The organism is Rhodococcus sp. C-2 (assembly GCF_027854095.1).
In the GTDB taxonomy this organism is placed as follows: domain Bacteria; phylum Actinomycetota; class Actinomycetes; order Mycobacteriales; family Mycobacteriaceae; genus Rhodococcus_F; species Rhodococcus_F qingshengii.
The window spans coordinates 76809-100494 of the sequence record NZ_JAQGFI010000015.1 but is presented as its reverse complement, the minus strand read 5'-3'; the positions used below and the strand labels follow the sequence as shown (position 1 = coordinate 100494).

The window sequence follows — 23686 nt, the reverse complement described above, 5'->3', positions numbered from 1 at the left end:
GTCATGCCCAAGTCGAAGGTCCGTAAGAAGAACGACTACACAGTCAACCCGGCAAACCGCACTCCGGTGAAGGTGAAGATGGGTCCGTCGAGCACGTTGTACGTGTCGGTGATGCTCGGATTCATGCTTGTCGGCCTGGCGTGGCTGATTGTGTACTACTTGGCCGCGGATTCGATCACGTGGATGAACGACTTGGGAAACTATAACTTCCTCGTCGGCTTCGGTTTCATGGTTGTCGGCCTTGTCATGACCATGAGATGGCGCTGACCAGCGAGTATCTGATTCGACCCGGATCGTGACCGTCATTCAATTACATGGGTGTCATTCATCCCCATTGTGGATAACTCCTGTGGACAACCTAGGAAGTTATCCACATGCTCGAGGATGAATTTCATCCACAGCCTCGTGACAACGTCACGGAGGTGATCTCGTGGGCCACTCCGATGGGTGTTGTCTACGCGATGTTCGGCGGCGGAATTGCCCTCGCGATCGCCTCGATAATCGCGCCCACGGAGCCTGCCGGACGCTTCCTGCTCGCCCTCGCGGTGATCGGGCTGTTCGTGATGGGCGGACTCGCCCTGCATCAGCGTCCCCGCCTGGCTGTGATCGAAGACGCGGGAACCAAGTCGATCGCGGTGCAGCGCCTGCGCGCCCGCCACGAGTTCACCCGCGAACAGATCGACCGCGTGCGTCTCGTCCGCTACCCGCGTCTGGGTCGACGCGTCCCGATGCTCGAGATCGACATCGTCGACCGTCCCACCGACACGGAGAAGCTGTTGATCTTCGGACGCTGGGATCTCGGCACGTCACCGGAGGACGTCCTGGACGTGCTCGCCGTCCACGGTTTGGTGCCGCCCGAGAAATAAGCGCTGGTTACATGGCCAGTGCCGCGAGGTCCGGCTGCACGATGTCGAGAGCCTGCTGCGGCACCGCGACTGCGTCGCTCGACCATCCCCAGATCGAGTACAGCTCACGGCCGGGGTCGGTGTATCCGTCGCGGCCGTGCAGTACCCGGTAGTTGTCGATGCAGATCATCTCGCCGGCTTCGGCGCGGAACATCGGACCGCTGTCTCGCACGTGAATCACAGCCTCACTCCACTGCTTCACCAGCGGCCACTGCGCTACTTCCGATTCACCGGCAATCGGCGCGAGATATGGGTGATACCGAACCTGGTTGCGTCCACTCGGCACCGTCCGGGCGATCGGCGCAAATGTGTTCTGCGGGAAGTTCGGTTCCGAATGGTCGATGTCTGTGCTCCAACAGAATTCGGCCAGCTCCGCTGTTGCGGGATCGAAGGCGAGCAATCGCGTCAGTTTGACCGCATCGATGAGAAACGAGTCGCCGCCACTCGGGTACGCCGGGCGCTTGCACCACAGAAACAGGTAATCGGGAGCGTAATCGCCGAACGCGAAACCGTCGTTGTGGGCAGTCATCCGCTCGCCGGAGATACCGAACGAGCGCTTGCGGCCGCGTTCGTCCACCGGTTGCGTGTCGACGACAGCGGCTTCGGCATCCTGACTCTTGGCACTCGCCTCGAACTGGCGGCCGACGCGAATGCACTTCTCACCGAGCAACTTCGACGCGAAGGCAATGGCATCGTCCTCGGTGTGCAGTCCACCGAACACCGCGGCGCCGTCGAGAGCGATTGCCGCCCGGACGGCCTCGACCGTCTCCACGCGCCGCGGAACAACACTTGCCAGCGTCAAATCGGAAGAGAACATTCATGACTCCATACGTCGAGTTGGCCAAACGGTTCAACTCGAGCGTAGGAACTCGTCATTTCGACGGCGTAACTCCGGAAACCGATTCGGTTACGGAGCCAGCCTTTCAGATCACCTTGCCCGGGTTCATGATTCCGTGAGGGTCGAGTGCGCCCTTGATTGCATGATGCATCGCGACGACGGCCGGTGACAGTTCCTGTTCCAGGCCACCCATCTTCAGCAGGCCGACGCCGTGCTCACCGGTGACGGTTCCGCCCAACTCGAGGGCGTTGTCGATGATCTCGGCAAAAGCGGCCTGAGCGCGCTTCCGCGCCGCTTCGTCGTCGTGTGGCGTGATCAGCAGCGGGTGCAGGTTGCCGTCACCCGCGTGCGCGATGTTCGCGATGTGCGTGTCGTGCCGGGCCGAAATGGCCTCAATCCGTGCCAACATCTCCGGGACCGCTGCCTTGGGGACACAGATGTCCTCGGTGAGCACCGGGCCGAGCCGCTCGAGGGCGGGGTATGCCAGACGCCGGGCGGAGAACAGGGCGTCGGCTTCCTCCTGGTCGGTGGATCTGGCGCTCCAGGTAGCTCCAGAGCAGTTGAAGCAGGCCAACATTCGCTCGGCTTCGGCGTCGCCGATCTCGCCCGGTGTGTCGATGCGGCCGAGCAGGACCACCTCGGCGTCAGCCGAGAGGCCCATGTTCTTCCAGGCATCGACGGCAAGGAGACACTGCCGATCGATCAACTCGAGGGCCGACGGCGTGAGACCGTCTGCGGCGACGGCCTCGACGGCCTTGCCCGCAGCAACGATGGAGTCGAAGTATCCGACGATGGTGCGTTCGGGATCGCGCTGAGGACGAAGCTTGACGGTCACCTCGGTGATCACCCCGAGAGTGCCTTCGGAGCCGACCATGAGTGCCGAGAGATCAAACCCAGCCACTCCCTTGGCAGTTCGACGCCCGAGCCGAACCAGCTCACCGGTTCCGGTAACCACCTGCATGCCCAGCACGTAGTCCTTGGTGACGCCGTACTTGACGCAGCACAGGCCGCCGGCATTGGTCGCGACGTTGCCGCCGATCGTCGACCAGGGTGCGCTCGCCGGATCGGGTGGATACCAGAGGCCGTGCTCGGCGCAGGCGTCGCGGAGGTGATCGTTGACCACTCCGGGTTCGACCACGGCCAAACGCTCGAGGGTGTTGATCTCCTTGATGGCGTTCATCGCGTCGAAGGCGATCACGACGCCGCCGGCGACTGCGTTGGCTCCACCCGACAGACCGGTTCCGGCGCCGCGCGTGACGACGGGCGCACCGTGGGCGATGCACGCCTGCACAACTGTCTGTACCTGCTCGGCTGTGCGCGGGCGGACCACGGCGACAGGCATCTCGTAGGGAGCCCACTCGGCGTCGTCGTGGATGTAGCTCGCCATGATGTCGGGGTCGGTGATCAGTCGATCCGCATCGATCTGCGAGCCGAGCGCCTCGAGGAGTGTCATGTCTCCACGATAGTGACGGCGGCTACACCGCCCCATGTAGATTTACTCCGAGAAACCGGAAACTGTATGGACATTCTCTCCATACTCATCTTTGGTCAGACGAGTTGGTCTGACGAGTTGGTCTGACAAGGGAGCGCGGATGCACGAGAACTGGCTACAGCTTCTCCTGGCCGAGGCATCCACCGAGGAACTGATCGAACACCGCGATCAGTTGGCCGCTGGGTCAGGCCCCGAGGTCGCCGCCGAAATCGAGCGAGAAGCCCGATCGGCGCTTCAACTACGAAGTCTCCTGGCTCAGCGCCGACAGCGCGCCACCGAACTCGGGGCACTCAACGACATCGCGTCGCTGCTGACCACGATGCACGATCACCACGCCCTCCTGCAGGAGATCGTGCATCAGGCCAAACGACTACTCGGCGTCGACCTTTCGTACCTTGCTCTCATTCACGACGACATCTTGATCATCGAAGTCACGAGCGGTGCGTACACGTCCCAGCTACTCGGCCTCACGGTTCCCTTCCGCGAAGGTCTGATCGGTCGCGTGGTCGAGAACTCCTCTCCTGCTTGGTCTCCCGACTACCGAAACGATCCCTCGTTTGCACACATCGGACCGGCCGACGACGCAGCGCGAGCCGAGAACATGCGCGGCCTGCTGGCTGTGCCGCTGACTTTGAACGGCAAGATACTGGGTGCCCTGTGCGCGTGCAAACGTCAAGAGCGCCGATTCGGCAACGAGGAAGTTGCGTTGCTGTCCGCCCTCGCAGCTCATGCCTCGGTGGCGATCGAGAATGCCCGCTCTCTCGAACGCTATCGCGCGACGGTTGCAGAAGTGAACGCCGCGAACACCGAACTTGCCGAGCGCACAGCACTTCTCGAACAGACGCTGACCTGGGACCGATCGCTCACACAAGTTGTCCTGCGCGGCGGCGGTGTGCGCGAACTCGTGGAGGAAACCTCGGCGTCGACGGGTTCGCCGGTGTTCTTCGTGACCGGAACATCCGAGATTCCACCGGGACTGCAACGGGTGAGCGAGAGCGTGCATCGGGTCTTCGACATCTTTGCCGCTGACCGACGCGAGCAGGAAGTGACGCTCACCGTCGGTGAGCAGTTCCTGTTCGCCACCGAAGTACGCAGTGCCGGTGACCAACTCGGAGTTCTGTTCCTATTCTCGCGCCAGGAACCCACCGCCGCCATGAGATTGGCACTCGAAAGGTCTGCTCCCGCCATTGCGCTGGCACTGGTCGGCGAACGGGCAGCCCGGGAAGCCACCCGCCGAGCACGCGACGCATTTCTGGTCGATCTGATCACCAGGCCAGCGCCGACGCCGGCCGAAGTCACCGGTCAGTTCCGCCTGGCCGGGCTCAATCCTGACCGCTCGTACACCGTCGTGGTGGCCCGCCCGGCCGACGCCGTCGACCGTGCGCGTCGCAGTATCGAGGAAATTGCATTCCCGTCAGGAACCGTTGTTGCCGAACATGGTTCACGAGTCATCGCACTGATTCCCGGAATGTCACCGGCAGCAGTTGCGGCGGCGTGGGTGCAGCCGGCGGAGAACCCGACCGTCGGAATCGCCGATCCCGCGGTGGGAGCGGAAGGTCTGGCGCGAGCGTATGTCGAGGCGCAGCACACCGTCGACGTCCTCGAGACTCTCGGGCGGGCCTCCCACGTGGAACCGGCAAGTTCACTCGGCATTTACCGAATTCTCCTCAGCCGCACCGGCCGCGAAGAACTGGAAGCCCTGACAGAGCGTTCCCTCGGTCCTCTCCTCGAGGAGGAGCAACGACGCGGCGTTCCGCTATTGGACACCCTCGCGTCGTACCTGTCGCACAACTGCAAGCACTCCGCGACCGCCGCCGCGCTCGCGATTCACGCCAACACCCTGTACCAACGGCTCGAGTCGATCGACAGGTTGATCGGTACACAGTGGCGTCAGCCGGACCAGGCGCTCGATCTTGCGCTCCTGATCCGGCTGCGTGCCAGTGCCGGGAAACTCGGTCAGATCTGAGCGGGCTTGCTCGATCGCTTTGCCAGTGCCACCACAAGGATTGCGGCACAGAGCATCACGGCGCCCACCACCCACAGTCCTGCCTTGGCATTTCCGGTCACATCGGTGAGCCAGCCGGTGATGTACGGAGCACCGAAGCCCGACGCGTTGCCGATCGAGTTGATCATGGCGATGCCCGCGGCCGCGCTGGCACCCGTCAGGAACGTGGTGGGAAGGTACCAGAATACGGGGAGTGCACACAGCACGCCGACGGCGGTGAGCGAGACCGCGATCATGACGGTGAACGGTGAATCCAGGTACAGCGCAATCGGAATGGATACCGCGCCCAGGAGCGTCGGGGCTGCAACGTGCCACATTCGTTCACCGGTCTTGTCGGAATGGCGGCTCCACAGCACCATCGCGACAGCGCCGATCGCGTAGGGGACGGCCACGATCAGGCCTGTCTCGACGAGCGAGAAATCGGTGTTGAACGTCTGCTTGAATCCCGCGACGATGCTGGGCAGGAAGAAGCTCAAAGCGTAAAGGCCGTACGTGATTCCGAAGTAGACCAGACCGAAACCGATGACGCGGGGATCACGCAGGGTTTTGCCGGCCGACTGGTGACCGGCGTCGCCGAGTTCTTTCTCCTCGTCGGCCATCGACTTCATCAGCCAGGTGCGCTCCTCGAGGGTCAACCACTTCGCGTCGGCGGGACGGTCGGTGAGGTAGAACCAGACGACAAACGCCAAGATCACGGCGGGCAGACCCTCGATCAGGTACATCACGCGCCATCCGGCCAACCCGAACAGGCCGTCGCCGTACTGGATGATGGCCGCCGAAAGCGGGGCACCGAGCGCCGACGAGAGCGGAAGCGTCAGCAGGAACAGGCCCATCAGGCGTACGCGGTACTTCTTCGGGAACCAGAAGGTCAGGTAGAGAAGAACTCCGGGGAAGAAGCCGGCCTCGGCGATGCCCAGCAGAATGCGGAGGAAATAGAGGCTGCCCACGTTAGGCACGAATGCCAGCGCAGCGGCAAGGATGCCCCAGGTGAGCATGATCCGCGCGATCCACAGCCGGGCGCCGAAGCGGTGCAGGGCCAGGTTGCTCGGCACCTCGAACAGCAGGTAGCCGACAAAGAAGAGACCGGATGCGAGCCCGAACATCGTCTCGGTCATCCCGAGGTCGGCGCTCATGGTGAGCTTCGCGAAGGCGATGTTCGTACGATCCAGATAGTTCACGAAATAGAGCAGGATCAAAAAGGGGATCAGTCGTCGCGCTACCTTCTTCACCACGCGAGATTCGATCTCGCTCGGCGCAACCCCACCGTCAGTGGTGGTGCTATCGGTGGAGGTCATGGCAGGGGTACTCCTCGGAAAAGGTCAGCGTTGCTATCTACGAAGTGACTCAAGCCACAGTAGAAGCACGACCGAGCCCAACCTATGTGGACAATCTCTACAGAAGCCGTCTCTGCATGTGCGATTGCTCCCAAAGATCCGACAGATGATCCCGGGCCGCCCGACGAACGTCCCTGAACAGTCGAAGCCGACAAACCCGTCTGAGCTGGGGGTTTAGAGCTACGAGCACCAAGTCACTGGCTAGTGTTGTCGGCGAAACAGCCAGAGCAAGTGCGGACGCACCGCGTGACTTGAAGGACAGAACATGACGAAGATGGTTCGGACCACGATGACCCGCCGGTCCTCCACCGCAGTCGCTGCCTCCATCGCGGCGGTCGCTCTATTCGCCTCCGCCTGCGGCAGCGACTCCGACAAGACCGACTCCGACAAGAGCGCTGCCGGCGCCTCGTCCGCTACATCCTCGGCCACCGTCGGCGGGAAGACACTCGACGCCAAATTCGAGACGAAGTGCGCAAAGGACGGCGGCACGACAGTTATGACACTGCTCGACGCGGAAAATCCCACCTACGGCATGTTGACCGTCTCGGCCATCGTCGATGAATCCGGCACGGTTCAGACTGCTGGAATCGCCGGAAGCGAGGGTGGATCGAACGGTCTGCCGTACACCGCCGGATACGCACCGGGACTGCCCGGCGGATCTGCCAGTGCCAAGCAGAACGGCAATACCTTCGTGGTGACGGGCGAGGGAATCGGCGCCCGGGACAAGGGCAACCCGACGGAGACGTCGAGCTTCGAGATTACGTTCGCCTGCGAATCCATCATCGGCGGCTGATCCGTAGAACGGCTGGGCCCTAGGATTCTTGCTAGCTGATTCCCAACTGTTCGCGCAGTTGAACGACGCGGAGCACGATGACTCCGATTGTCACCACGGTGACGGCACCAAAAGCGATCCAGCCGATCCGCACTGCTTTCACGCGGTTCTCACCGGCGCCCAACCACTGTGGGGCGTACAGGAATGCAGCGGCCGTTGCGGCACCTGCCACCAGACCTCCCGCGTGACCCCAGAACGAGATCCCGGGCAGCGAAATGCTGATGATCACATTGATCGCGATCACCGAGATGATCGGGACCGGGCTTCGACGCAAACGCAATAGAAGGACGGCCTGTGCGCCCATGATGCCGAAGATTGCACCCGACGCTCCAGCGGTCCAGGACAGGGCCGTGAGCGAGGAGAACACCGGCTGGAACGCCATCACCGAGGCGGAACCGCCGAGGAGCGAAACCAGGTAGATGCCGACGTACCGGGAGCGGCCCATCACGATTTCGGTGTCGCGCCCCAGGATGTAGAGGGCGTACATGTTGACCGCGAGGTGCAAGATGCCGAAGTGCAAGAACCCGGAGCCGATGAGCCGGAACCAGTCACCGCTGGCGACCAGACCCGGATTGAGTGCCCAGTTCGCGAAGATCGACGAGCCGACCTGATTGTTCATGATGCTTCGCGACTGCGCGAAGGTGGCGAGGAACGCCAGGACGTTGAGCCCCATCAAGGTGTACGTCACGACCGGGACCGCACGGGTGGGGCTCACGGTGTTTCCGGCGACGCCCCGAACGGGGCGGACGTCACGCTGACCGGCAGCTACACAGTCAACACATTGGTATCCCACCGCCGCCTCGCGGAGACAGTCCGGGCACGCCGGTCGTCCACAACGATTGCAGGAAAGTGCGGTAGGTCGATCTGGATGGCGGACGCACCGCGGTTGGGGCGGGATGCCCTCACTCGCACCGCCGCCCCAACCGGGGTTCGTCATCTGCTTGTTTTACCTGTTCAGGAGATGGTGATGCTGTTGATCACGACGGGCTCGACCGGACGATCGCCACGATCGACGGCGGTGGAGGAGATAGCGTCGACAACCTTCTTGGAATCGTCGTCGAGAACCTCACCGAAGATGGTGTGGCGACGGTTCAGGTGCGGCGTCGGGCCGGTGGTGATGAAGAACTGCGAGCCGTTGGTTCCCGGGCCTGCGTTGGCCATGGCCAGCAGGTAGGAACGGTCGAACTGCAGTTCCGGGTGGAACTCGTCACCGAACTTGTAGCCCGGGCCGCCGGTGCCGGTTCCGGTGGGGTCGCCACCCTGGATCATGAAGCCGTCGATGACGCGGTGGAAGATGGCACCGTCGTAGAACGGGCCGGTCTTGGTGCCGGCGGCGTTTGCGGTGGTGTACTCCTTCGAGCCGTCGGCGAGGCCGACGAAGTTTTCGACGGTCTTCGGCGCATGGTTGCCGAACAGAGCGATCTTGATGTCGCCGCGGTTCGTGTGCAGCGTTGCGGTTGCGGTCTGATGAGTTGAAGTCACACCACCATCGTGCCATTGCCGGCGTTCTCGCGGATGTCGCCCCGCAAAACTCTCCCTGTCCCCGCCTCACTGTTATGGCACAGTGAAGTCATGACACGAGTGACCGAGTCCCTCAGCACGCAGTTGCCCGACACCTTCGATCACGCGCGCGCCCGCGTCGAGGACACCTTCGACGAGACTGCCGCCTACCTCGAAGAGACAGCGGCTCGCATCAAAGAGTCCGAGGCAGCCGACAACGCTCGCCGCATCGCTGCGGTGGTCGCCACGTCGGTCGCTCGCGGCGCTGGGCAGGTCGGGTTGTTCCTGGGTCGTCAGGGCAAAGTCCTCGCCAAGAAGGGCGTCGAGCGCGCAAAGGCCATCCCCACGAAATCCACGGAACGCACCGAGAAGCCTCGCGGCCGCAAGCGCGTCGCCGTGTTCGTCATCGCCGGTGTTGCGGTGATCGGTGGCGCGGTGTTCTTCAAGAGCCGCCGACGCGAGCATCCGCCGGTCGCTTCCGCACCCCCTCGCCTCGAGGAGAACTCGGCCGAGAAGACCGCTTAGTCGAGATACGAAAAGCCCCGGAACAGATTGTGTTCCGGGGCTTTTCGATGTTCACGTTCAGCAGTTGGACGGTGCCGGGACGTTGTTGAAGCGATCGATCATGTATCCGATGGATTCGGGGGTACCCACCAGGTACGGCGTCGCGTGATTGATTGCCAGTCCCGGAATGATCGGGGGCAGTTCGTTGACGGAGAACTGCACCGTCGCGCCCTTGCCGCACCAGTCTCGCGCCAGTTGCTGTCCCTGGCCGAACGGAACGATGTCGTCGGAGCGGCCATGCTGAATGAGCACGGGCGACTCCGGCGTCAGCTTGCCGATCTTCTGCTCGTCGAGGATTGCCTGCGCCATGGGTAGACGCGCCAGAACTGCGGAGAGTGATTCACCGGAATTGGTGAAGCTCGACGACTGCTGGAAGCCGAACTGCAATCCACTTTCGGCGACGCACTGGTTCTTGGTGGCGGCCAACATCTGTCGGCCGCGATCGTTGATCTCGGCGTCGAGCAGCGGCTGAACCTCGGGGTACTGGGCAAGGATCCCGTTGAGCGCGTATCCGATCACTCCGGTGAGGAACGTGCCGTCGACCTGCTGCAGCGTCGCCGCCAGATCGGCGGGCGGTGCACCTGCGTACGTGCCCTTGAGATCAAGCTCGGGAGCATACGACGGCTTCAATTCCGTTGCGGCAGCGGCAGCTCCACCACCTTGCGAGTAACCCCACAGTCCGACGGGGCCGTCGGCGGGAATGCTCGTGTTCGGGAGTTGCTGAGCGGCTCGCACCGAGTCCAGAACCGCGTGTGCTTCGGCTTCACGGTTGACGTAGGTGTGATCGCCCGGAGTCCCGAGGCCCTCGTAATCGGTGACTACGACGGCAATGCCGTTGAGCAGCAACGTGTTCACCCAGATGGACTCGTAGCCGACCATGACGTCCGTCGGGAACTGGTACTCGATGCCGGTGTTGAACAGCTTGGACGGTGCGCACTGATCGCCCTGTCCGTGCGTTCCCACCGCTGCGGCAACCAGTGGACGCGCCCCCTGCCCGGTCCACGGGTTCGACGGTTCGAGATAGGTGCCCGTCACGGCAACGGGGGCGCCCTTGGCGTCCTCGCTTCGGTACATGATCTTGGTGGCGGTTGCCGGCCACGCACCGTTCGATCCGGGCACGCTCAGCAGCAGTGGTGACGGCTCACTCTTGATGAGATCTCCGTTGGCACCTGCCGGAAGCTCGGCCGGCGGCGTGTAAAAATCTGCCGGCTCCGCCGTTGCGGCAGGGGCCGTCACAGCACCCATGACCAGTGCCGCGACGGAGACCCCTGCCGCCCACCATGCTCTGCTCTTCACGTTTCGATCTCCCCACGTTCGCTTGCGCTGTGGCTTGGCACACAGCGAACGCAGAGTAACACATACCTCACGTAACACTTTTTCGTGAGGTTTTCGCCTTAACAGGCTGAATTACAACCGTTTACGACTACTTCGTGGGCTCCAGATTGGTGGTCAGCAGCGCACGAAGCTTGTCGGTATCAGCCGAGGTCCAGGCCTCGGGGTGCAGGATCTTGGCCCACATGTCCGCTGCATCCTCGCCGTAATTGTGACCGTGCCCGGACGGGACGTCAGCCGAGAAGACCATGTCGAGGGTTACCTGCCAGAAGGTCACGAGAGGAACCCACGTCATTCCCGGATCCACGTCGCGACCCAGCGGTTCCTTGAGCCAATCCGGCTTGTTGAGCAGCAGGTCGAAGGACCACCACGTGATCGGGTCGCTGGCGTGCTGCCAGTACACGATGCGATCGTCGTCCCAATCCGACTTCAGCTCCAGATCTTCCGGATCACCGGCAAACCGAATTGCCTGGCCACCGTCGATCACCGGCAGAATCTCCGGTGAGCCCGAGTCACGACTGTCCGTGATTTCCTGCCATTGGGCAGTGAAGTTGGGAGTTCCGACCCACAGTGCGCCGTCGACGCGCGTCATCATGTCCTGGGCGCCGGCAAATGCTGCCTGACCACCGTAGGAGCCGAGGCTCTCACCGAAGACAACCAGTTCGGGTCGCGTCTCAACGGGCAAGTCGATCCACTTGGCGTAGACCGCGTTGAACAGCGCGCGGCCGGCGATCATCGGCGTCTCACGGTCGGCGATGAAGGCCAACGGACTCGGAAGGAACGAGTACTGCATCGACGCGATCGCCGTGTCCCCGCCCTCGACGTACTCGAACGCCGACGCGACGTCCTCGTTCACCCAACCGCGACCGGTGGTCGTGACAACTGCGAGAGTTCCGCGGTCGAATCCGCCGGTGCGCTCCAACTCGTCGACGACCCGCTGTGCGACACCGTTGATCGAGTCCGAGGATTCACGTCCGGCATACACCCGGATCGGTTGCTTCGCTTCACGTCCGGTCAATGCAGAGATCTCGGCTGCGGTGGGACCGCTACCCATGAAGGTGCGCCCCTCCTGGCCGAGAGAATCCCAAGCCTCGGCGGACATCGGCGAACCGCTGCGCTCTGCAATCATGGGCTGTTCGATGCCGTCCGGTGTTTCGTGATCCGCACCGGAGAAACTCCAGTTCGCGAAGGCGATCAGCCCGTTGTACAGCGCACCGTTCACGATGAAGATGCCGAGGGCGAAGATGACGATCAAGCTGCCGACCTTCGCCGCCTCGAGGGGAACGAACCGTAGTGCGACGGCGGTGAGCTTGTTGGTGGTGAACCGAAGACCACGGCCTGCCTCGAGCAGGATGAACCAGATTCCGAGCGAAATCATCAGCACCAGAAGATAATTCGCTTGATTGGTGCGTGGAGCTTCCACGAGATCGCGAACGATCTGCTGCCACCACGAACCGAGGACCAAGAACGTCGGCACCAGAATGACGGCCGCGACCAACAGGATTCGCCAGCCGATCTTCTTGGTGCGATCCGACCACTGCGGTTCGACGCCGCACTTGCGGATCATCCAGGCAACCGTCACGCCGACGCCGTATCCCATGGCGAGCGAGATGCCCGTCGCAACGCCCTGCAGGTACCACGCGCGCGGCAACAGGGACGGACTCATCGACCAGGTGAAGAAGACCAGAGCAAAGGCAAGCCCGACCGGGTGCAGCGTCTTGCAATAGAGGCGCAGCCGTTCCCACACACGTTTCATGCCGGAATCGTATGCGCCCCGTGCCCGAATCAGGTCACGAGGCGCACACGCGTCCAGTCTGTTTACGGGGCGAAGCGCAAAATCGCGGCAACTGCGCCGCCGCCCGGAATGTCCTCCGCGCGAACAGCGAGCACCCGCGCACCCGTCAGGAGCGCACGACGAGCGATCTCGTCAACGACCCCGTAGGTGCTTCCGTTGGTCGACTCACCGGTCGTGAGAGCGCCCGTCTGGGGATCGAGACTTCCGGGTACGACGGAATCGATGTCGATGAAAACGGTGTCGACCTGTCCGTACGTCGCGGCTGTTGCCACGTCGGCGACGTCCGTCTGAGTGCGTCCCTGTTCCGTGCGCACATTGAAGGTGTCCCGCACCGCCGCCAGCTGCTCGGCATGGAAGTCGTCGAGCGCCGGACGCGAACCGTCCGCCACTTCCTGCGTCGACAAGGCTTCCGGGTTTCCCTCGACGGTTTTGTCGACCAGGTGGCGGTACGAATTCACGGAGCGATACACCGACGCGATGGGTTCCGCAGCGGCCAGAATCAAGGGGACGTCACGGCCGGCGAGCACACCGCGGACCTCGTGATCGACTGCGCGGGCGTACTGATTGACGCGCAACTTTCGGCTGTCCGACCCCGACAACCGACCCGCTTCGGTACGGCTGTTGATCGACGACTTGCCCGCGTGATCCGCAGCATTCTTCGGCATTCCCTGAACACGGACCTCGTCGGCCGGCTGATCGGCAGCGATCTCGATCAGTCGCACCGAACCCTCTGCCAGAGCGAGAACAAACGCCGTCTGGGGGAACGTCACCGAACGGAGCAGCGGCTTGAGATGAAACCGATCGCTGACCGTTTCGAGCGCCTGCAGACGATTGGGGAGGCGGAAGGTCACCAGACGCTCCGGCGTCGCGTACGTGACCAATGAGCGCGACTGGAAGCGCCAGAAATCGTCGTCGTCGTCGAGCTCTGCGTATTCGGCCTCGAACTGCTTGCGCTCGGCCGGATCCTCCACCGATGCGAGTGCCGAGCGGACCTGGTCCTTGAAGGCGATGCGCGCTTTGTCATGATCCTGCGGCGCATCTTCAGTCGGAGTCACGATGGTGATGCAGGTGGGCCCCTCCACCTCCGCGAGTGCGGCAATTTCACCGTGGCTGGGAATGTCGTTGTGAAGCACTACGAACCTCCTGAAATTGGGTTCTCCTCAAACTACGTCCGGCTGGTTATGACCACTAGACTTTCCGGAGAATTCGGGACGAACGGTCCATAGTGGGCGCGGTTCCGGCCACCCCACTCCGAGCGAACGGCATGTTCATCGCCTTCAGTGCGCCGAAAGTACCGTTCGCTCAAGAAGGGGAGGCCACGAGTCGGGCACCGGCTGGTCGGACATCGGCATACAAAAACACCCTCCCGGATCCCGGGAGGGTGTTTTCTTACTGTGGAGCCTAGGAGATTCGAACTCCTGACATCTGCCTTGCAAAGGCAGCGCTCTACCAACTGAGCTAAGGCCCCGTTCGGTTTTCTGACCGGAGTCAGAGTACCTAGGTTCTATCCTGTTTCCAAATCGTGCCAAACCTTGTCTCCGCGCTGACTTTTGATCAGCTTGGTGACCCCGAGAGCTACCAGAATTCCGGCCCCGACAAGCAGGAAAACCTTCATTCCAGCAACCCTTCTTCGGCACATGGGAGTGGGCCTAGGAGGACTTGAACCTCCGACCTCTTCATTATCAGTAAAGCGCTCTAACCACCTGAGCTATAGGCCCCTGAACCGATTCCAAAGATTACCCCACCGGGCCGCTGACACCAAAACGGGCCCGGCGGAGCAATGTTTTCGCAGGTCAGTCGCGGTCGGCGAGAGTTACCTCTACGCCGCCAACCAGGTCGCTGCAGAGGTTGTAGATGAACGATCCGATCGTGACGAGTGCCGTGAAAAGCACCATGTTCGCGATGCCGATCAGCGCGGCGTAGCCGAACACCTGGCCGGCCGTCACCAGACCGTCGGAGCCGCCATCGGCAACGATGTCGGTGAACGCGTTGTTCAGGCGATCCCAGACGCCCATGCCGTCGAGAACGACGTAGAGCAGTCCGACGGCCACCATCCACACGAAGAACAGCGACACCGAGATCACGGATGTGATCTTGAGCGTGGACCACGGGTCGATACGACGGATCTGGACCGTTGCGCGCAGTGGCGCACCGTCCACGACCGAAGCCGATACGGCGTGAGTTTTCTCACCCTTCACCGCAGCAGGCAACGGATGCTTGGCCTCGGAGAGGTCAGGCATGTCCTTCGGTAGATCCTTGCGATCGATGTGCCGAGTCGGCCCGTCGATCGCGGCGGCTTTTGCTTTCGGATTAGCGACCGTGGGATTGGCGACCGTGGCGTTTGCAGCCTTGGGATTTGCGCCCGAGGGTGCAACAGCCTTGGCTGCTGCCGCGCCGGCGACGCCACCGGAAGCTGCGGCAGCCGCCGTTCCTGTCACGACGGGACGTGCCGACGGGTTGCCGGCAGGACGACCCGTCTGTGCACCGGCAGCGGGGCGACCCGCCTGTGGCTGTCCCTTCGGCGCACCACCCTGCGCGGGGTTTTTGGCCGGACCACCCTGCACCGGACCACCCTGCGCCGGGCCGGCCGCTGCAGGACGCTGCGGACCCGCAGGCGGCTTACCCCCGGCAGGAGCTGCCGGTCGACCCGCAGGAGCACCAGCGCCGGCTGGGCGCGTGATGTTGGTCTGCGGCTGACTTTGCGGAGCCTGATTCTGCGGTGGCTGGGCCTTCGACGCCGGGGCCTTGGACGCCGGGTTCTGAGCAGCGGGGTTCTGAGCTGGCTGCCCCTGCGGCTGACCCGACGGCTGGGGTCCGCGTTGCCACGGCGGCGCCTGGCTGCCACGAGCCTGATTGGCAACCGGTTGCGGCGGAGCCTGACCGTCACCCTTTGCCGGAGTTACCGGCGCAGCCGGAGCCACTGAAGGAGCGGAAGGAGCTTGACCCTTGGCCGCACCCGCGGCGTCGGAAGCCCCACCCGCCGGCTTCTGAGCCGACGGGCCGCGAGGCGGCTCCGGCGCCTTGGGCGCCGGAGCTGCCTCGGAAGCTTTGGGTCCGCCGTCCGCTGGAGCTGCAGGTTTCGAGGTCTGCGGCCCCGCCGGAGCAGTTGCCTGCTCCGGCTTCGGTGGCGTCGAACCTGAAGTGCTTTCGCTCTTCTGGTCACTGCCCGGCTGGTTGGGAGTGCTCACTAGGACTCCTTAGCTCCATCGGCATTGTCTGCGTTGTCGGTGGTCTCTGCAGCGAGCTCTTCGGGCTCGTCGGCGTTGCGCGCAATCGCGAGCAGTGTGTCGCCTTCGCCGAGGTTCATCAGACGCACGCCCTTGGTCTGGCGTCCCGCCTTACGAACCTGCTTGGCAGCCGTCCTGATGACGCCGCCGCCCGAGGTGATCGCGTACAGCTCGTCGTCGTCGTCGACGATGAGCGCACCGACCAGAGTGCCACGTTTCTTGTCGTACTGAATCGTGAGCACGCCCTTGCCGCCGCGACCCTGCACCGGGTAGTCCTCCATGCCGGTTCGCTTGGAGTAACCGCCCGAGGTGGCGACCAGGAGGAACGTTCCTTCACGAACGACGTTGAGCGAGAGCAGCTCGTCGTCACCGTTGAAACGCATGCCCTGGACACCGGAAGTGGCGCGGCCCATCGGACGCAGTGCCTCGTCGGTGGCCGAGAAGCGGATCGACTGGCCCTGTGCCGAGACGAGAAGGAGGTCGTCTTCGGCGGAGCAGAGGACAGCGCCGACCAGTTCGTCTTCACCGCGCAGGTTGATGGCGACGATGCCACCGCTGCGGTTGGAGTCGAAGTCGGTGAGCTTGGACTTCTTGACCAGACCGTTGCGAGTGGCGAGCACCAGGTAGGGCGCGTCTTCGTACGTCTTGATCTGGATGACGGACTGAATGCGCTCGTCCGGCTGGAAGGCCAGCAGGTTGGCAACGTGCTGACCGCGAGCGGTACGGCTCGCCTCGGGCAGTTCGTAAGCCTTGGCGCGGTAGACGCGGCCCTTCGTGGTGAAGAACAGCAGCCAGTCGTGCGTCGACGTGACGAAGAAGTGCGAGACGATGTCGTCCTGCTTGAGGCCGGCACCCTGAACACCCTTGCCGCCGCGCTTCTGCGAGCGGTACAGGTCGGTCTTGGTGCGCTTGGCGTAACCGGTCTCGGTGATCGTGACGACGACGTCTTCGCGGGCGATCAGATCCTCGTCGTTGACGTCTCCGTCGGCGGCGATGATGCGGGTACGACGGTCGTCGCCGTACTTGTCGACGATTTCCTTGAGCTCGTCACGAACGATCGCGCGCTGACGCTCCGGGCGAGCCAGAATGTCTTCGAGGTCCGCGATTTCGAGTTCGATCTCGGCCAACTCGTCGACGATCTTCTGACGCTCGAGGGCGGCCAGACGACGCAGCTGCATGCCGAGGATGGCGTCGGCCTGGATCTCGTCGACGTCGAGGAGTTCCATCAATCCGGCGCGAGCGATGTCGACGGTCTGCGACGCACGGATCAAGGCGATGACCTCGTCCAGAGCGTCGAGGGCCTTGACCAGACCGCGCAGGATGTGGGCGCGCTCCTGTGCCTTGCGAAGCAGGTACCTGGTACGACGAACGATGACCTCGAGCTGATGCGCCGTGTACAGACGGATCATCTGGTCGAGGCGCAGCGTGCGCGGCACTCCGTCGACGATGGAGAGCATGTTGCAGCCGAAGCTGGTCTGCAGCTGGGTGTGCTTGTAAAGGTTGTTCAGCACGACCTTGGCAACGGCGTCACGCTTGACGGTGACGACGATGCGCATGCCGACGCGGTCCGAGGACTCGTCGTGGATGTCGGAGATGCCACCGATCTTGGCGTCACGAACCTGCTCCGCGATGGAGGTGATCAGGTTGTCCGGGTTGACCTGGTAGGGCAGCTCGGTGATGACGATCGTGGTGCGGCCCTTGGCATCTTCTTCGATCTCGACGACGCCGCGCATACGAACGGAGCCACGGCCGGTGGTGTAGGCGTCCTGGATGCCCTGTCCACCGACGATGAGCCCGTGCGTGGGGAAGTCGGGTCCCTTGATGCGCTCCATGACGGCCGCGAGGGTGGCTTCCTCGTCCGCTTCGAAGTTGTCGAGCGCCCAGTAGATGGCCTCGGCAACTTCACGCAGGTTGTGCGGCGGAATGTTGGTGGCCATACCGACGGCGATGCCGTTGGAACCGTTGATCAGCAGGTTCGGGATACGGCTGGGCAGAACCGTCGGTTCCTGCGTCTTGCCGTCGTAGTTCGGGGTGAAATCGACTGTCTCGTGGTCGATTTCGCGCAGCATTTCCATCGCGAGCGGCGTGAGCCTGCACTCGGTGTAACGCATGGCGGCTGCGCCGTCGTTGCCGCGGGATCCGAAGTTTCCCTGACCGTCGACGAGCGGGTAACGCAGCGACCACGGCTGGGCCATACGGACCAACGTGTCGTAGATCGAGGAGTCGCCGTGGGGGTGGTAGTTACCCATGGTCTCGGCGACCGGTCGGGCAGACTTCACGTATCCGCGGTCGGGGCGATATCCGTTGTCGTACATCGCGTAGAGCACGCGGCGGTGCACCGGCTTGAGTCCGTCGCGGACATCCGGCAGAGCGCGACCGACGATGACGCTCATGGCGTAGTCGATGTAGCTGTTCTGCATTTCCTGCTGGATGTCGACCGGTTCGATCCGGTCGTGTTGCGGACCGTCCGGTGGCAACGTGGTGTCGGTCATGAGCTCACTTTCTTAAAAGAGGGGGCAAGCCCCTGTGCGCGGAAAAGGAGTCCGGGGACTCCTCAACCGCTCACAGGGCCGCAGGCCTACACGTCGAGGAAACGAACGTCCCGGGCATTGCGGGTGATGAAGCTGCGTCGTGCTTCGACGTCTTCGCCCATCAGCACGCTGAACAGCTCGTCGGCAGCAGCCGCGTCGTCGAGCGTGACGAGACGCAGAACGCGCACCGTCGGGTCCATCGTGGTTTCCCACAGCTCCTTGGCGTTCATCTCGCCGAGGCCTTTGTAGCGCTGGATGCCGTCGTCCTTGTTGATCTTCTTGCCGGACTCGAGGCCGGCCTTGACCATCGCGTCGCGCTCGCGGTCGGAGTACGCGAATTCCGGCTGCGCACCCTTCTGCCACTTGAGCTTGTACAGCGGCGGCTGCGCGAGGTAGACCTTGCCGTGCTCGACGAGCGGCCGCATGAAGCGGAACAGCAGCGTGAGCAGCAGCGTTGCGATGTGCTGACCGTCGACGTCGGCGTCGGCCATGAGCACGATCTTGTGATAGCGCAGCTTGGCGATGTCGAACTCGTCGTGGATGCCCGTGCCGAACGCGGTGATGATCGACTGGACTTCGGTGTTCTTGAGGACGCGATCGATACGCGCCTTCTCGACGTTGATGATCTTTCCGCGAAGCGGGAGGATCGCCTGGTACATCGAGTCTCGGCCGGACTTGGCCGAGCCGCCTGCGGAGTCGCCCTCCACGATGTAGATCTCGGACTTCTCCGGATCGTTGGAGCGGCAATCGGCGAGCTTGCCTGGCAGGCCACCGAGGTCGGTCGCGCTCTTACGACGGACCAGCTCACGCGCCTTACGTGCGGCGACGCGGGCCTGCGCCGACGAAACAGCCTTGTTCACAATGGTTTTCGCGTCGGCCGGGTTCGCCTCGAACCAGTGCGCGAGGTGCTCGTTGCACGCCTTCTGCACGAAGGACTTGACCTCGGTATTGCCGAGCTTGGTCTTGGTCTGACCCTCGAACTGGGGTTCACCGACCTTCACCGAGATGATGGCCGCAAGTCCTTCACGGATGTCGTCACCGGTGAGCTTGGGATCTTTGTCCTTGAGCAGCTTCTTTTCGAGCGCGTACTTGTTGACCGTTGCGGTCAGTGCGGCGCGGAAGCCCTCTTCGTGGGTACCACCCTCGTGGGTGTTGATCGTGTTGGCGAAGGTGTGCACCGACTCCGAGTAGCCGGAGTTCCACTGCATTGCGACCTCGAGCTCGTGGCCGGTGCCCTTGGCGGTGAATCCGACGACCGAGTTGTGGATCGGGGTCTTGCTCTTGTTGATGTGCCGGACGTAGTCCTCGAGTCCACCGGGGTAGTGGTAGATACGGGTCTTGGACTTACGCGGCGCTGCCTGAGCAGCTTCTTCGGCTTCTTCGGCAGCAGACTTGGGAGCCTCGGCCACCTCGGCAGCTTCGTCGTCGATGACCTCGGCGCGCTCGTCGGTCAGCGTGATGGTCAGGCCCTTGTTGAGGAAGGCCATTTCCTGCAGACGACGCGCAACGGTCTCGAAGTTGTAGCGGGTGGTCTCGAAGATCTCGGGATCGGCCCAGAAACTGACGGTGGTGCCGGTCTCCTTCGTCGGGTCGCCCTGTACGAGCTCTCCCGGCTTGGAATCGGTGTACGTCTGCTGCCACCGGTAGCCGTCGACCTTGATGTCGACGTCGAGCCGGGTGGAGAGCGCGTTGACCACCGAGATACCGACGCCGTGCAGACCACCGGAGACGGCGTAGGAGTCGGAGTCGAACTTGCCGCCGGCGTGCAGCTGGGTCAGCACGACCTCGACGGTGGGAACTCCGGAGGCGTGCATGCCGACCGGGATGCCACGGCCGTCGTCGATGACGCGGATTCCGCCGTCTTCGAGGAGGGTGACCTCGACCTTGGTGGCGTGTCCGGCCATCGCCTCGTCGACCGAGTTGTCGACGACCTCCCAAATGAGGTGGTGCAGGCCGCGTTCACCGGTGGAACCGATGTACATGCCTGGACGCTTACGTACCGCCTCGAGTCCTTCGAGGACGGTGATGGACGACGCGTTGTAGTCCTTGCTGGAAGTGCTTGTATCTGACTTCTGGGCAGCCACGGGTGGGTAGCTCTCCTTCTCCGTCAATACTCGAGCGCAGCCGTCAGCAAGCCCTTGCGGGTGTCGTCGGAGCGGGTTCGAGAATGTTGCCGCTAGTTACCGTTGACCATCTTACTGGTAAGCACCGACTAGAAGCGGCCAATGACACCCCTGGCTGCGCCGCAGACGAATTTTTACGATCCCCGGAAGGTGAAACGCTAGGAACTTTGCTTCTCCGAGCGACGCTCTCTCAGGCTCGCGATAAATGCCCGCGCATGTTCGGCAACTTCGCCCGGATGTGAAAACGGCGACCAGTGTCCCGCGGCAATTTCGCGTCGCTGCAGGTCGGAGACCCATTTTTCGGTGTCTTCGTATCCCACCGGACGAACGGCTTTGTCGTACTTGTTCAGAATGAGCTGAACAGGCACGTCCGTGTACCGATCCCGCGGCTTGCCGAGAGACGGCCGGATGTTCGCGCGATAAAGCTTGAGTCCGTTCACCATGTCGTCGGCGATGGTGGGCGCGGTGTTGACCACACGGGGGTCCAGACCGTCGAAGAAGCCCAGAAATGCCGGCCAGTGCTTGGAGAACCACAGACGCAACGGAAGGGTGCACAGGCCGGGAATCTGGAACAGAACGGTGTAGGCCGACGCAATTCCCTGCGCCGCCGGGCCGAGGAAACGACGCTTGGACGCGCTCGCCCGGATCCACATGCCGAGATGATCGAGATTGGGGCCCGAGATGGACGAGAACGACGCGATCTTCTCTTCGGCACCCGGCTCGCAGACCGCTTCCCACGTTTCGACGGATCCCCAGTCGTGCGCGAGGACGTGCACCGGCTTGCCCGGGCTGACCGCGTCGATGACGGCAAAAAGATCGCCGGCCAGTGCGCTCAGTTGGTAGTCCTGCACCCTCGAGGGGATTGTGCTCTCACCGGCCCCGCGGCTGTCGTAGCTGACGACGCGGAAGTCGTCTGCCAGCAAAGGCACGATGCGGTTCCACAATTCATGGGTGTCGGGCCAACCATGCACCAGGACGATGGTCTCGCCGTCTGCCTTGCCCTGCTCGAACACGGCCAGGCTGACGGAACCGTTGGTCACGCGACGCGCGGTCACGGCATGGACAGGAGAGTGCTTCGACATTGTCGAACCCTTCGGAGTCGGGAAATATCTAGAGATCGAGAACGAGACGTACACCGTCGGAACGGGATACGCAGATGAGCATCTCCGTTTCCTGTTCGGTGTCGGTCAGACGCCTTTCGCGGTGATCGGGTTTACCCGCGAGCACCTTCACACGACAGGTTCCGCAGAAACCCTGCTGACACGAGTACCCGACACCGGGCAATGTCTTCTTGATGACGTCGAGCGCGGACTCGTCGGCGGGCACGGTGAGCACCTGTCCCGAATTGACAAGCTGCACTTCGAATTCCTTGCCGTCGATCACCGGCGGAGCCCCGAACCGCTCGAAATGCAAAGCGGTGGAGGGTGTATCGCGGAAACCGCGGCGGACGGCATCGAGCATCGGCGTCGGGCCACAGCAGTACACGGCGCCGCCGACCGGCGCTCGTCCGAGAAGGTCTGTGGTGGTGGGCAATCCGAACTCGTCGTCCGGGCGCACGAAGACACGCTCGGGTTCCCAGGTTGCGATCTCGTCGAGGAACGGCATGGATTCACGAGAGCGGCCCGAGTACACGAAGTACCAGTCCATCCCCAATTCTCTTGCCGCACGGACCATTGCGATGATCGGTGTGATACCGATGCCGCCGGCGACGAACAACGCGCTGCCTTCTCCGACAAACGGGAAGCCGTTGCGTGGTCCGCGTACCGTGACGTGCTCACCGGGCTGGAGAGCGTGCATCTCGATGGAACCGCCACCGCCGTCGGGGATCCGGCGCACCGCGACGCTGTACCCCGTGCGATCGGCAGGGTCGCCGCACAGCGAATACTGACGCCGCAGACCCGAAGGTAGATGGAAGTCCAGGTGCGAACCCGGATGCCACGGCGGAATCGGTGAGCCGTCCGCGGATTCGAAGCGCAGGCGAACGACGTTCTCGTCAGTCGCCACCACCTCACGCGTACTGACCACCATGTTCATGGCCGTGTCGGGGTTGTGGCCAGCGATCTCGGGGTTGTAGTCGTAGGCCGTCAACACCCGAAGGTACTTGTCCGCCAACAACTCCGTGATGCGCATGGCACGGTCGGGACGGTTCTTTCCGGACAAATCGGGTGGCGCCGGAAAACGCGGCAACCCGTCGTGCCCGGAGATGACGTCCTTGACCCTCGAGAGTGAAATCACCGTGCAGCCGCCTGAGCTGCGGGTGACGACGCCAGGTACTGCACCGCCTGGGCGGTCGAGCCCTCGTTACTGGGGTGATAGGACTTGCTGAAGTACGTCGACATCCGCTTGACCAGCTCGAACGACGTGGGAACTGTGCCACGCTTTCCGGCCGCGATGAAATCGGACAGGTGGGGGCGTCGACGGCTGGGAGCCTGAGCGGCAAGCTCGGGATCGTTGCGCATCAAGAACCGGGTACCGCGAATCCACAGCCACACGATTGCGGGCGTGACGAGGATCTGGGTACGGATCCGGCGGGTCTCACGCTTGTCGAAGTAGCGCATGACGTCGTACGCGACGGCTCGGTGTTCGACTTCTTCGGCGCCGTGCCAGCGAAGGAGATCAAGCATGGTCGGGTGCATGCCGGCTTTGTCCAGCCCCTTGGCGTTGAGCACCCAGTCGCCGAGGAAAGCAGTGATGTGTTCGATGGCCGCGATGATCGCCAAACGCTCCACCAGGTGATTCTCGGCGCGCAGACCCGTCATCGGGCGCGGTCCGAGCAGTTTCGAGAATGCCCACTCCATCTGCTGGGTGTACGGCGTCGGATCGAGGCCGTTTTCCTTGAGATGGACCAGGACACCCGAGTGCGCGTTGGAGTGCATCGCCTCTTGGCCGATGAATCCGACGACGTCTTCACGGAGTTTCTCGTCCTCGATCAGAGGAAGAGCTTCCTTGAAGGTCTCGACAAACCATTCCTCACCGGCGGGGAGGAGAAGGTGAAGCACGTTGAGAACGTGTGTGCTGAACGGATCGCCCGGAATCCAGTGCATGGGCAGATCGGACCAGTCGAACTCGACATTGCGAGCCTGCAACAGGATGTGATCCGGCTCGGCGAACGACGAAGCGGGTGTCGATATCTTCTGCGACATCTAGCTACTCCTTCATGCCTGCCGATCGGTGGGGAACGACAGCCTTGTGACACAGTTCACTCACT

At 63.0% G+C, this 23686-nt stretch carries 19 protein-coding genes and 2 tRNA genes; 5 read left to right on the top strand and 16 right to left on the bottom strand.

Annotated elements, in window-relative coordinates; translation table 11 throughout:
* Positions 1-3 precede the first annotated feature (3 nt).
* On the top strand, positions 4-267 hold the full coding sequence (crgA, locus tag PCS43_RS27820; protein WP_003942576.1) for a cell division protein CrgA: 264 nt from the start codon (positions 4-6) through the stop codon (positions 265-267).
* Between the two features lie 107 nt (positions 268-374).
* Positions 375-866 carry a PH domain-containing protein gene (locus PCS43_RS27815; RefSeq protein ID WP_209910691.1) on the top strand — a complete coding sequence of 164 codons (492 nt, stop codon included), beginning with the start codon at positions 375-377 and terminating at the stop codon, positions 864-866.
* Between the two features lie 7 nt (positions 867-873).
* On the opposite strand, the gene PCS43_RS27810 is transcribed toward PCS43_RS27815, so the two are convergent.
* Both PCS43_RS27810 and PCS43_RS27805 read right to left on the bottom strand, forming a co-directional pair.
* Entirely contained in the window at positions 874-1722 is an 849-nt protein-coding gene (locus PCS43_RS27810) for a TauD/TfdA family dioxygenase (RefSeq protein ID WP_058036945.1), read from the bottom strand.
* Between the two features lie 106 nt (positions 1723-1828).
* A complete protein-coding gene (locus PCS43_RS27805) occupies positions 1829-3196 on the bottom strand; it encodes an FAD-binding oxidoreductase (protein WP_231782745.1) in 1368 nt (455 codons plus the stop codon).
* 139 nt (positions 3197-3335) lie between these two features.
* Between PCS43_RS27805 and PCS43_RS27800 the strand changes: the two genes are divergently transcribed.
* Positions 3336-5201 (top strand): helix-turn-helix domain-containing protein, encoded by a 1866-nt coding sequence (locus tag PCS43_RS27800; protein WP_209910684.1) that lies wholly within the window; start codon positions 3336-3338, stop codon positions 5199-5201.
* Here PCS43_RS27800 and PCS43_RS27795 read toward each other — a convergent pair.
* The gene (locus tag PCS43_RS27795) at positions 5192-6535 is read right to left on the bottom strand and encodes an MFS transporter (RefSeq protein WP_003942551.1); all 1344 of its coding nucleotides are present in this window, start codon (positions 6533-6535) and stop codon (positions 5192-5194) included. The genes PCS43_RS27800 and PCS43_RS27795 overlap by 10 nt on opposite strands.
* Positions 6536-6839: 304 nt before the next feature.
* On the opposite strand from PCS43_RS27795, the gene PCS43_RS27790 reads away from it, so the two are divergent.
* The gene (locus PCS43_RS27790; RefSeq protein WP_209910681.1) at positions 6840-7367 is read left to right on the top strand and encodes a lipoprotein LpqH; all 528 of its coding nucleotides are present in this window, start codon (positions 6840-6842) and stop codon (positions 7365-7367) included.
* Between the two features lie 31 nt (positions 7368-7398).
* Here PCS43_RS27790 and PCS43_RS27785 read toward each other — a convergent pair whose 3' ends face one another.
* Entirely contained in the window at positions 7399-8343 is a 945-nt protein-coding gene (locus PCS43_RS27785; protein WP_209910677.1) for a rhomboid family intramembrane serine protease, read from the bottom strand.
* Between the two features lie 17 nt (positions 8344-8360).
* The gene (locus PCS43_RS27780) at positions 8361-8888 is read right to left on the bottom strand and encodes a peptidylprolyl isomerase (RefSeq protein ID WP_007729190.1); all 528 of its coding nucleotides are present in this window, start codon (positions 8886-8888) and stop codon (positions 8361-8363) included.
* A gap of 90 nt (positions 8889-8978) precedes the next feature.
* Between PCS43_RS27780 and PCS43_RS27775 the strand changes: the two genes are divergently transcribed.
* A complete protein-coding gene (locus tag PCS43_RS27775; protein WP_231782744.1) occupies positions 8979-9431 on the top strand; it encodes a hypothetical protein in 453 nt (150 codons plus the stop codon).
* A 57-nt stretch (positions 9432-9488) separates the two neighbouring features.
* Here the strand turns inward: PCS43_RS27775 and PCS43_RS27770 are convergent, their stop codons facing one another.
* The 11 genes from PCS43_RS27770 to PCS43_RS27720 all read right to left on the bottom strand — a co-directional run bounded on the left by PCS43_RS27770 (position 9489) and on the right by PCS43_RS27720 (position 23621).
* Entirely contained in the window at positions 9489-10766 is a 1278-nt protein-coding gene (locus PCS43_RS27770) for a lipase family protein (protein WP_209910673.1), read from the bottom strand.
* Between the two features lie 127 nt (positions 10767-10893).
* Positions 10894-12558, bottom strand: a complete 1665-nt coding sequence (locus tag PCS43_RS27765; RefSeq protein WP_007729186.1) for an alpha/beta hydrolase — start codon at positions 12556-12558, stop codon at positions 10894-10896.
* A gap of 62 nt (positions 12559-12620) precedes the next feature.
* Positions 12621-13730: a baeRF11 domain-containing protein gene (locus tag PCS43_RS27760; RefSeq protein ID WP_007729184.1), complete on the bottom strand. Its 1110-nt coding sequence runs from the start codon at positions 13728-13730 to the stop codon at positions 12621-12623.
* Positions 13731-13992: 262 nt separating this feature from the next.
* Positions 13993-14065: transfer RNA gene (locus tag PCS43_RS27755), tRNA-Ala, on the bottom strand.
* Between the two features lie 176 nt (positions 14066-14241).
* A tRNA-Ile gene (locus PCS43_RS27750) sits at positions 14242-14315 on the bottom strand.
* Positions 14316-14390: 75 nt separating this feature from the next.
* A complete protein-coding gene (locus tag PCS43_RS27745; protein WP_209910670.1) occupies positions 14391-15785 on the bottom strand; it encodes a DUF3566 domain-containing protein in 1395 nt (464 codons plus the stop codon).
* Positions 15785-18316 (bottom strand): DNA gyrase subunit A, encoded by a 2532-nt coding sequence (gene gyrA, locus PCS43_RS27740; RefSeq protein ID WP_047272672.1) that lies wholly within the window; start codon positions 18314-18316, stop codon positions 15785-15787. Before gyrA ends, PCS43_RS27745 begins: the two co-directional genes overlap by 1 nt.
* 86 nt (positions 18317-18402) lie before the next feature.
* Positions 18403-20439 (bottom strand): DNA topoisomerase (ATP-hydrolyzing) subunit B, encoded by a 2037-nt coding sequence (gyrB, locus tag PCS43_RS27735; RefSeq protein WP_003942515.1) that lies wholly within the window; start codon positions 20437-20439, stop codon positions 18403-18405.
* 197 nt (positions 20440-20636) lie between these two features.
* Positions 20637-21560 (bottom strand): alpha/beta fold hydrolase, encoded by a 924-nt coding sequence (locus tag PCS43_RS27730; protein WP_047272671.1) that lies wholly within the window; start codon positions 21558-21560, stop codon positions 20637-20639.
* Between the two features lie 28 nt (positions 21561-21588).
* The gene (locus tag PCS43_RS27725; protein WP_065352815.1) at positions 21589-22710 is read right to left on the bottom strand and encodes a PDR/VanB family oxidoreductase; all 1122 of its coding nucleotides are present in this window, start codon (positions 22708-22710) and stop codon (positions 21589-21591) included.
* Complete coding sequence (locus PCS43_RS27720) at positions 22710-23621, bottom strand: metal-dependent hydrolase (RefSeq protein ID WP_007729174.1); 912 nt, start codon at positions 23619-23621, stop codon at positions 22710-22712. The genes PCS43_RS27725 and PCS43_RS27720 overlap by 1 nt, the downstream gene beginning before the upstream one ends.
* Positions 23622-23686: the final 65 nt, after the last annotated feature.

Coding starts and splice junctions, on each gene's coding strand:
- PCS43_RS27765 (WP_007729186.1), bottom strand. CDS start 12,558: ATGAAACGTGTGTGGGAACGGCTGCGCCTCTATTGCAAGACGCTGCAC.
- PCS43_RS27795 (WP_003942551.1), bottom strand. CDS start 6,535: ATGACCTCCACCGATAGCACCACCACTGACGGTGGGGTTGCGCCGAGC.
- PCS43_RS27805 (WP_231782745.1), bottom strand. CDS start 3,196: ATGACACTCCTCGAGGCGCTCGGCTCGCAGATCGATGCGGATCGACTG.
- PCS43_RS27785 (WP_209910677.1), bottom strand. CDS start 8,343: ATGACGAACCCCGGTTGGGGCGGCGGTGCGAGTGAGGGCATCCCGCCC.
- PCS43_RS27730 (WP_047272671.1), bottom strand. CDS start 21,560: ATGTCGAAGCACTCTCCTGTCCATGCCGTGACCGCGCGTCGCGTGACC.
- PCS43_RS27815 (WP_209910691.1), top strand. CDS start 375: ATGCTCGAGGATGAATTTCATCCACAGCCTCGTGACAACGTCACGGAG.
- PCS43_RS27775 (WP_231782744.1), top strand. CDS start 8,979: ATGACACGAGTGACCGAGTCCCTCAGCACGCAGTTGCCCGACACCTTC.
- crgA (WP_003942576.1), top strand. CDS start 4: ATGCCCAAGTCGAAGGTCCGTAAGAAGAACGACTACACAGTCAACCCG.
- PCS43_RS27800 (WP_209910684.1), top strand. CDS start 3,336: ATGCACGAGAACTGGCTACAGCTTCTCCTGGCCGAGGCATCCACCGAG.
- PCS43_RS27810 (WP_058036945.1), bottom strand. CDS start 1,722: ATGTTCTCTTCCGATTTGACGCTGGCAAGTGTTGTTCCGCGGCGCGTG.
- PCS43_RS27790 (WP_209910681.1), top strand. CDS start 6,840: ATGACGAAGATGGTTCGGACCACGATGACCCGCCGGTCCTCCACCGCA.
- gyrA (WP_047272672.1), bottom strand. CDS start 18,316: ATGACCGACACCACGTTGCCACCGGACGGTCCGCAACACGACCGGATC.
- PCS43_RS27720 (WP_007729174.1), bottom strand. CDS start 23,621: ATGTCGCAGAAGATATCGACACCCGCTTCGTCGTTCGCCGAGCCGGAT.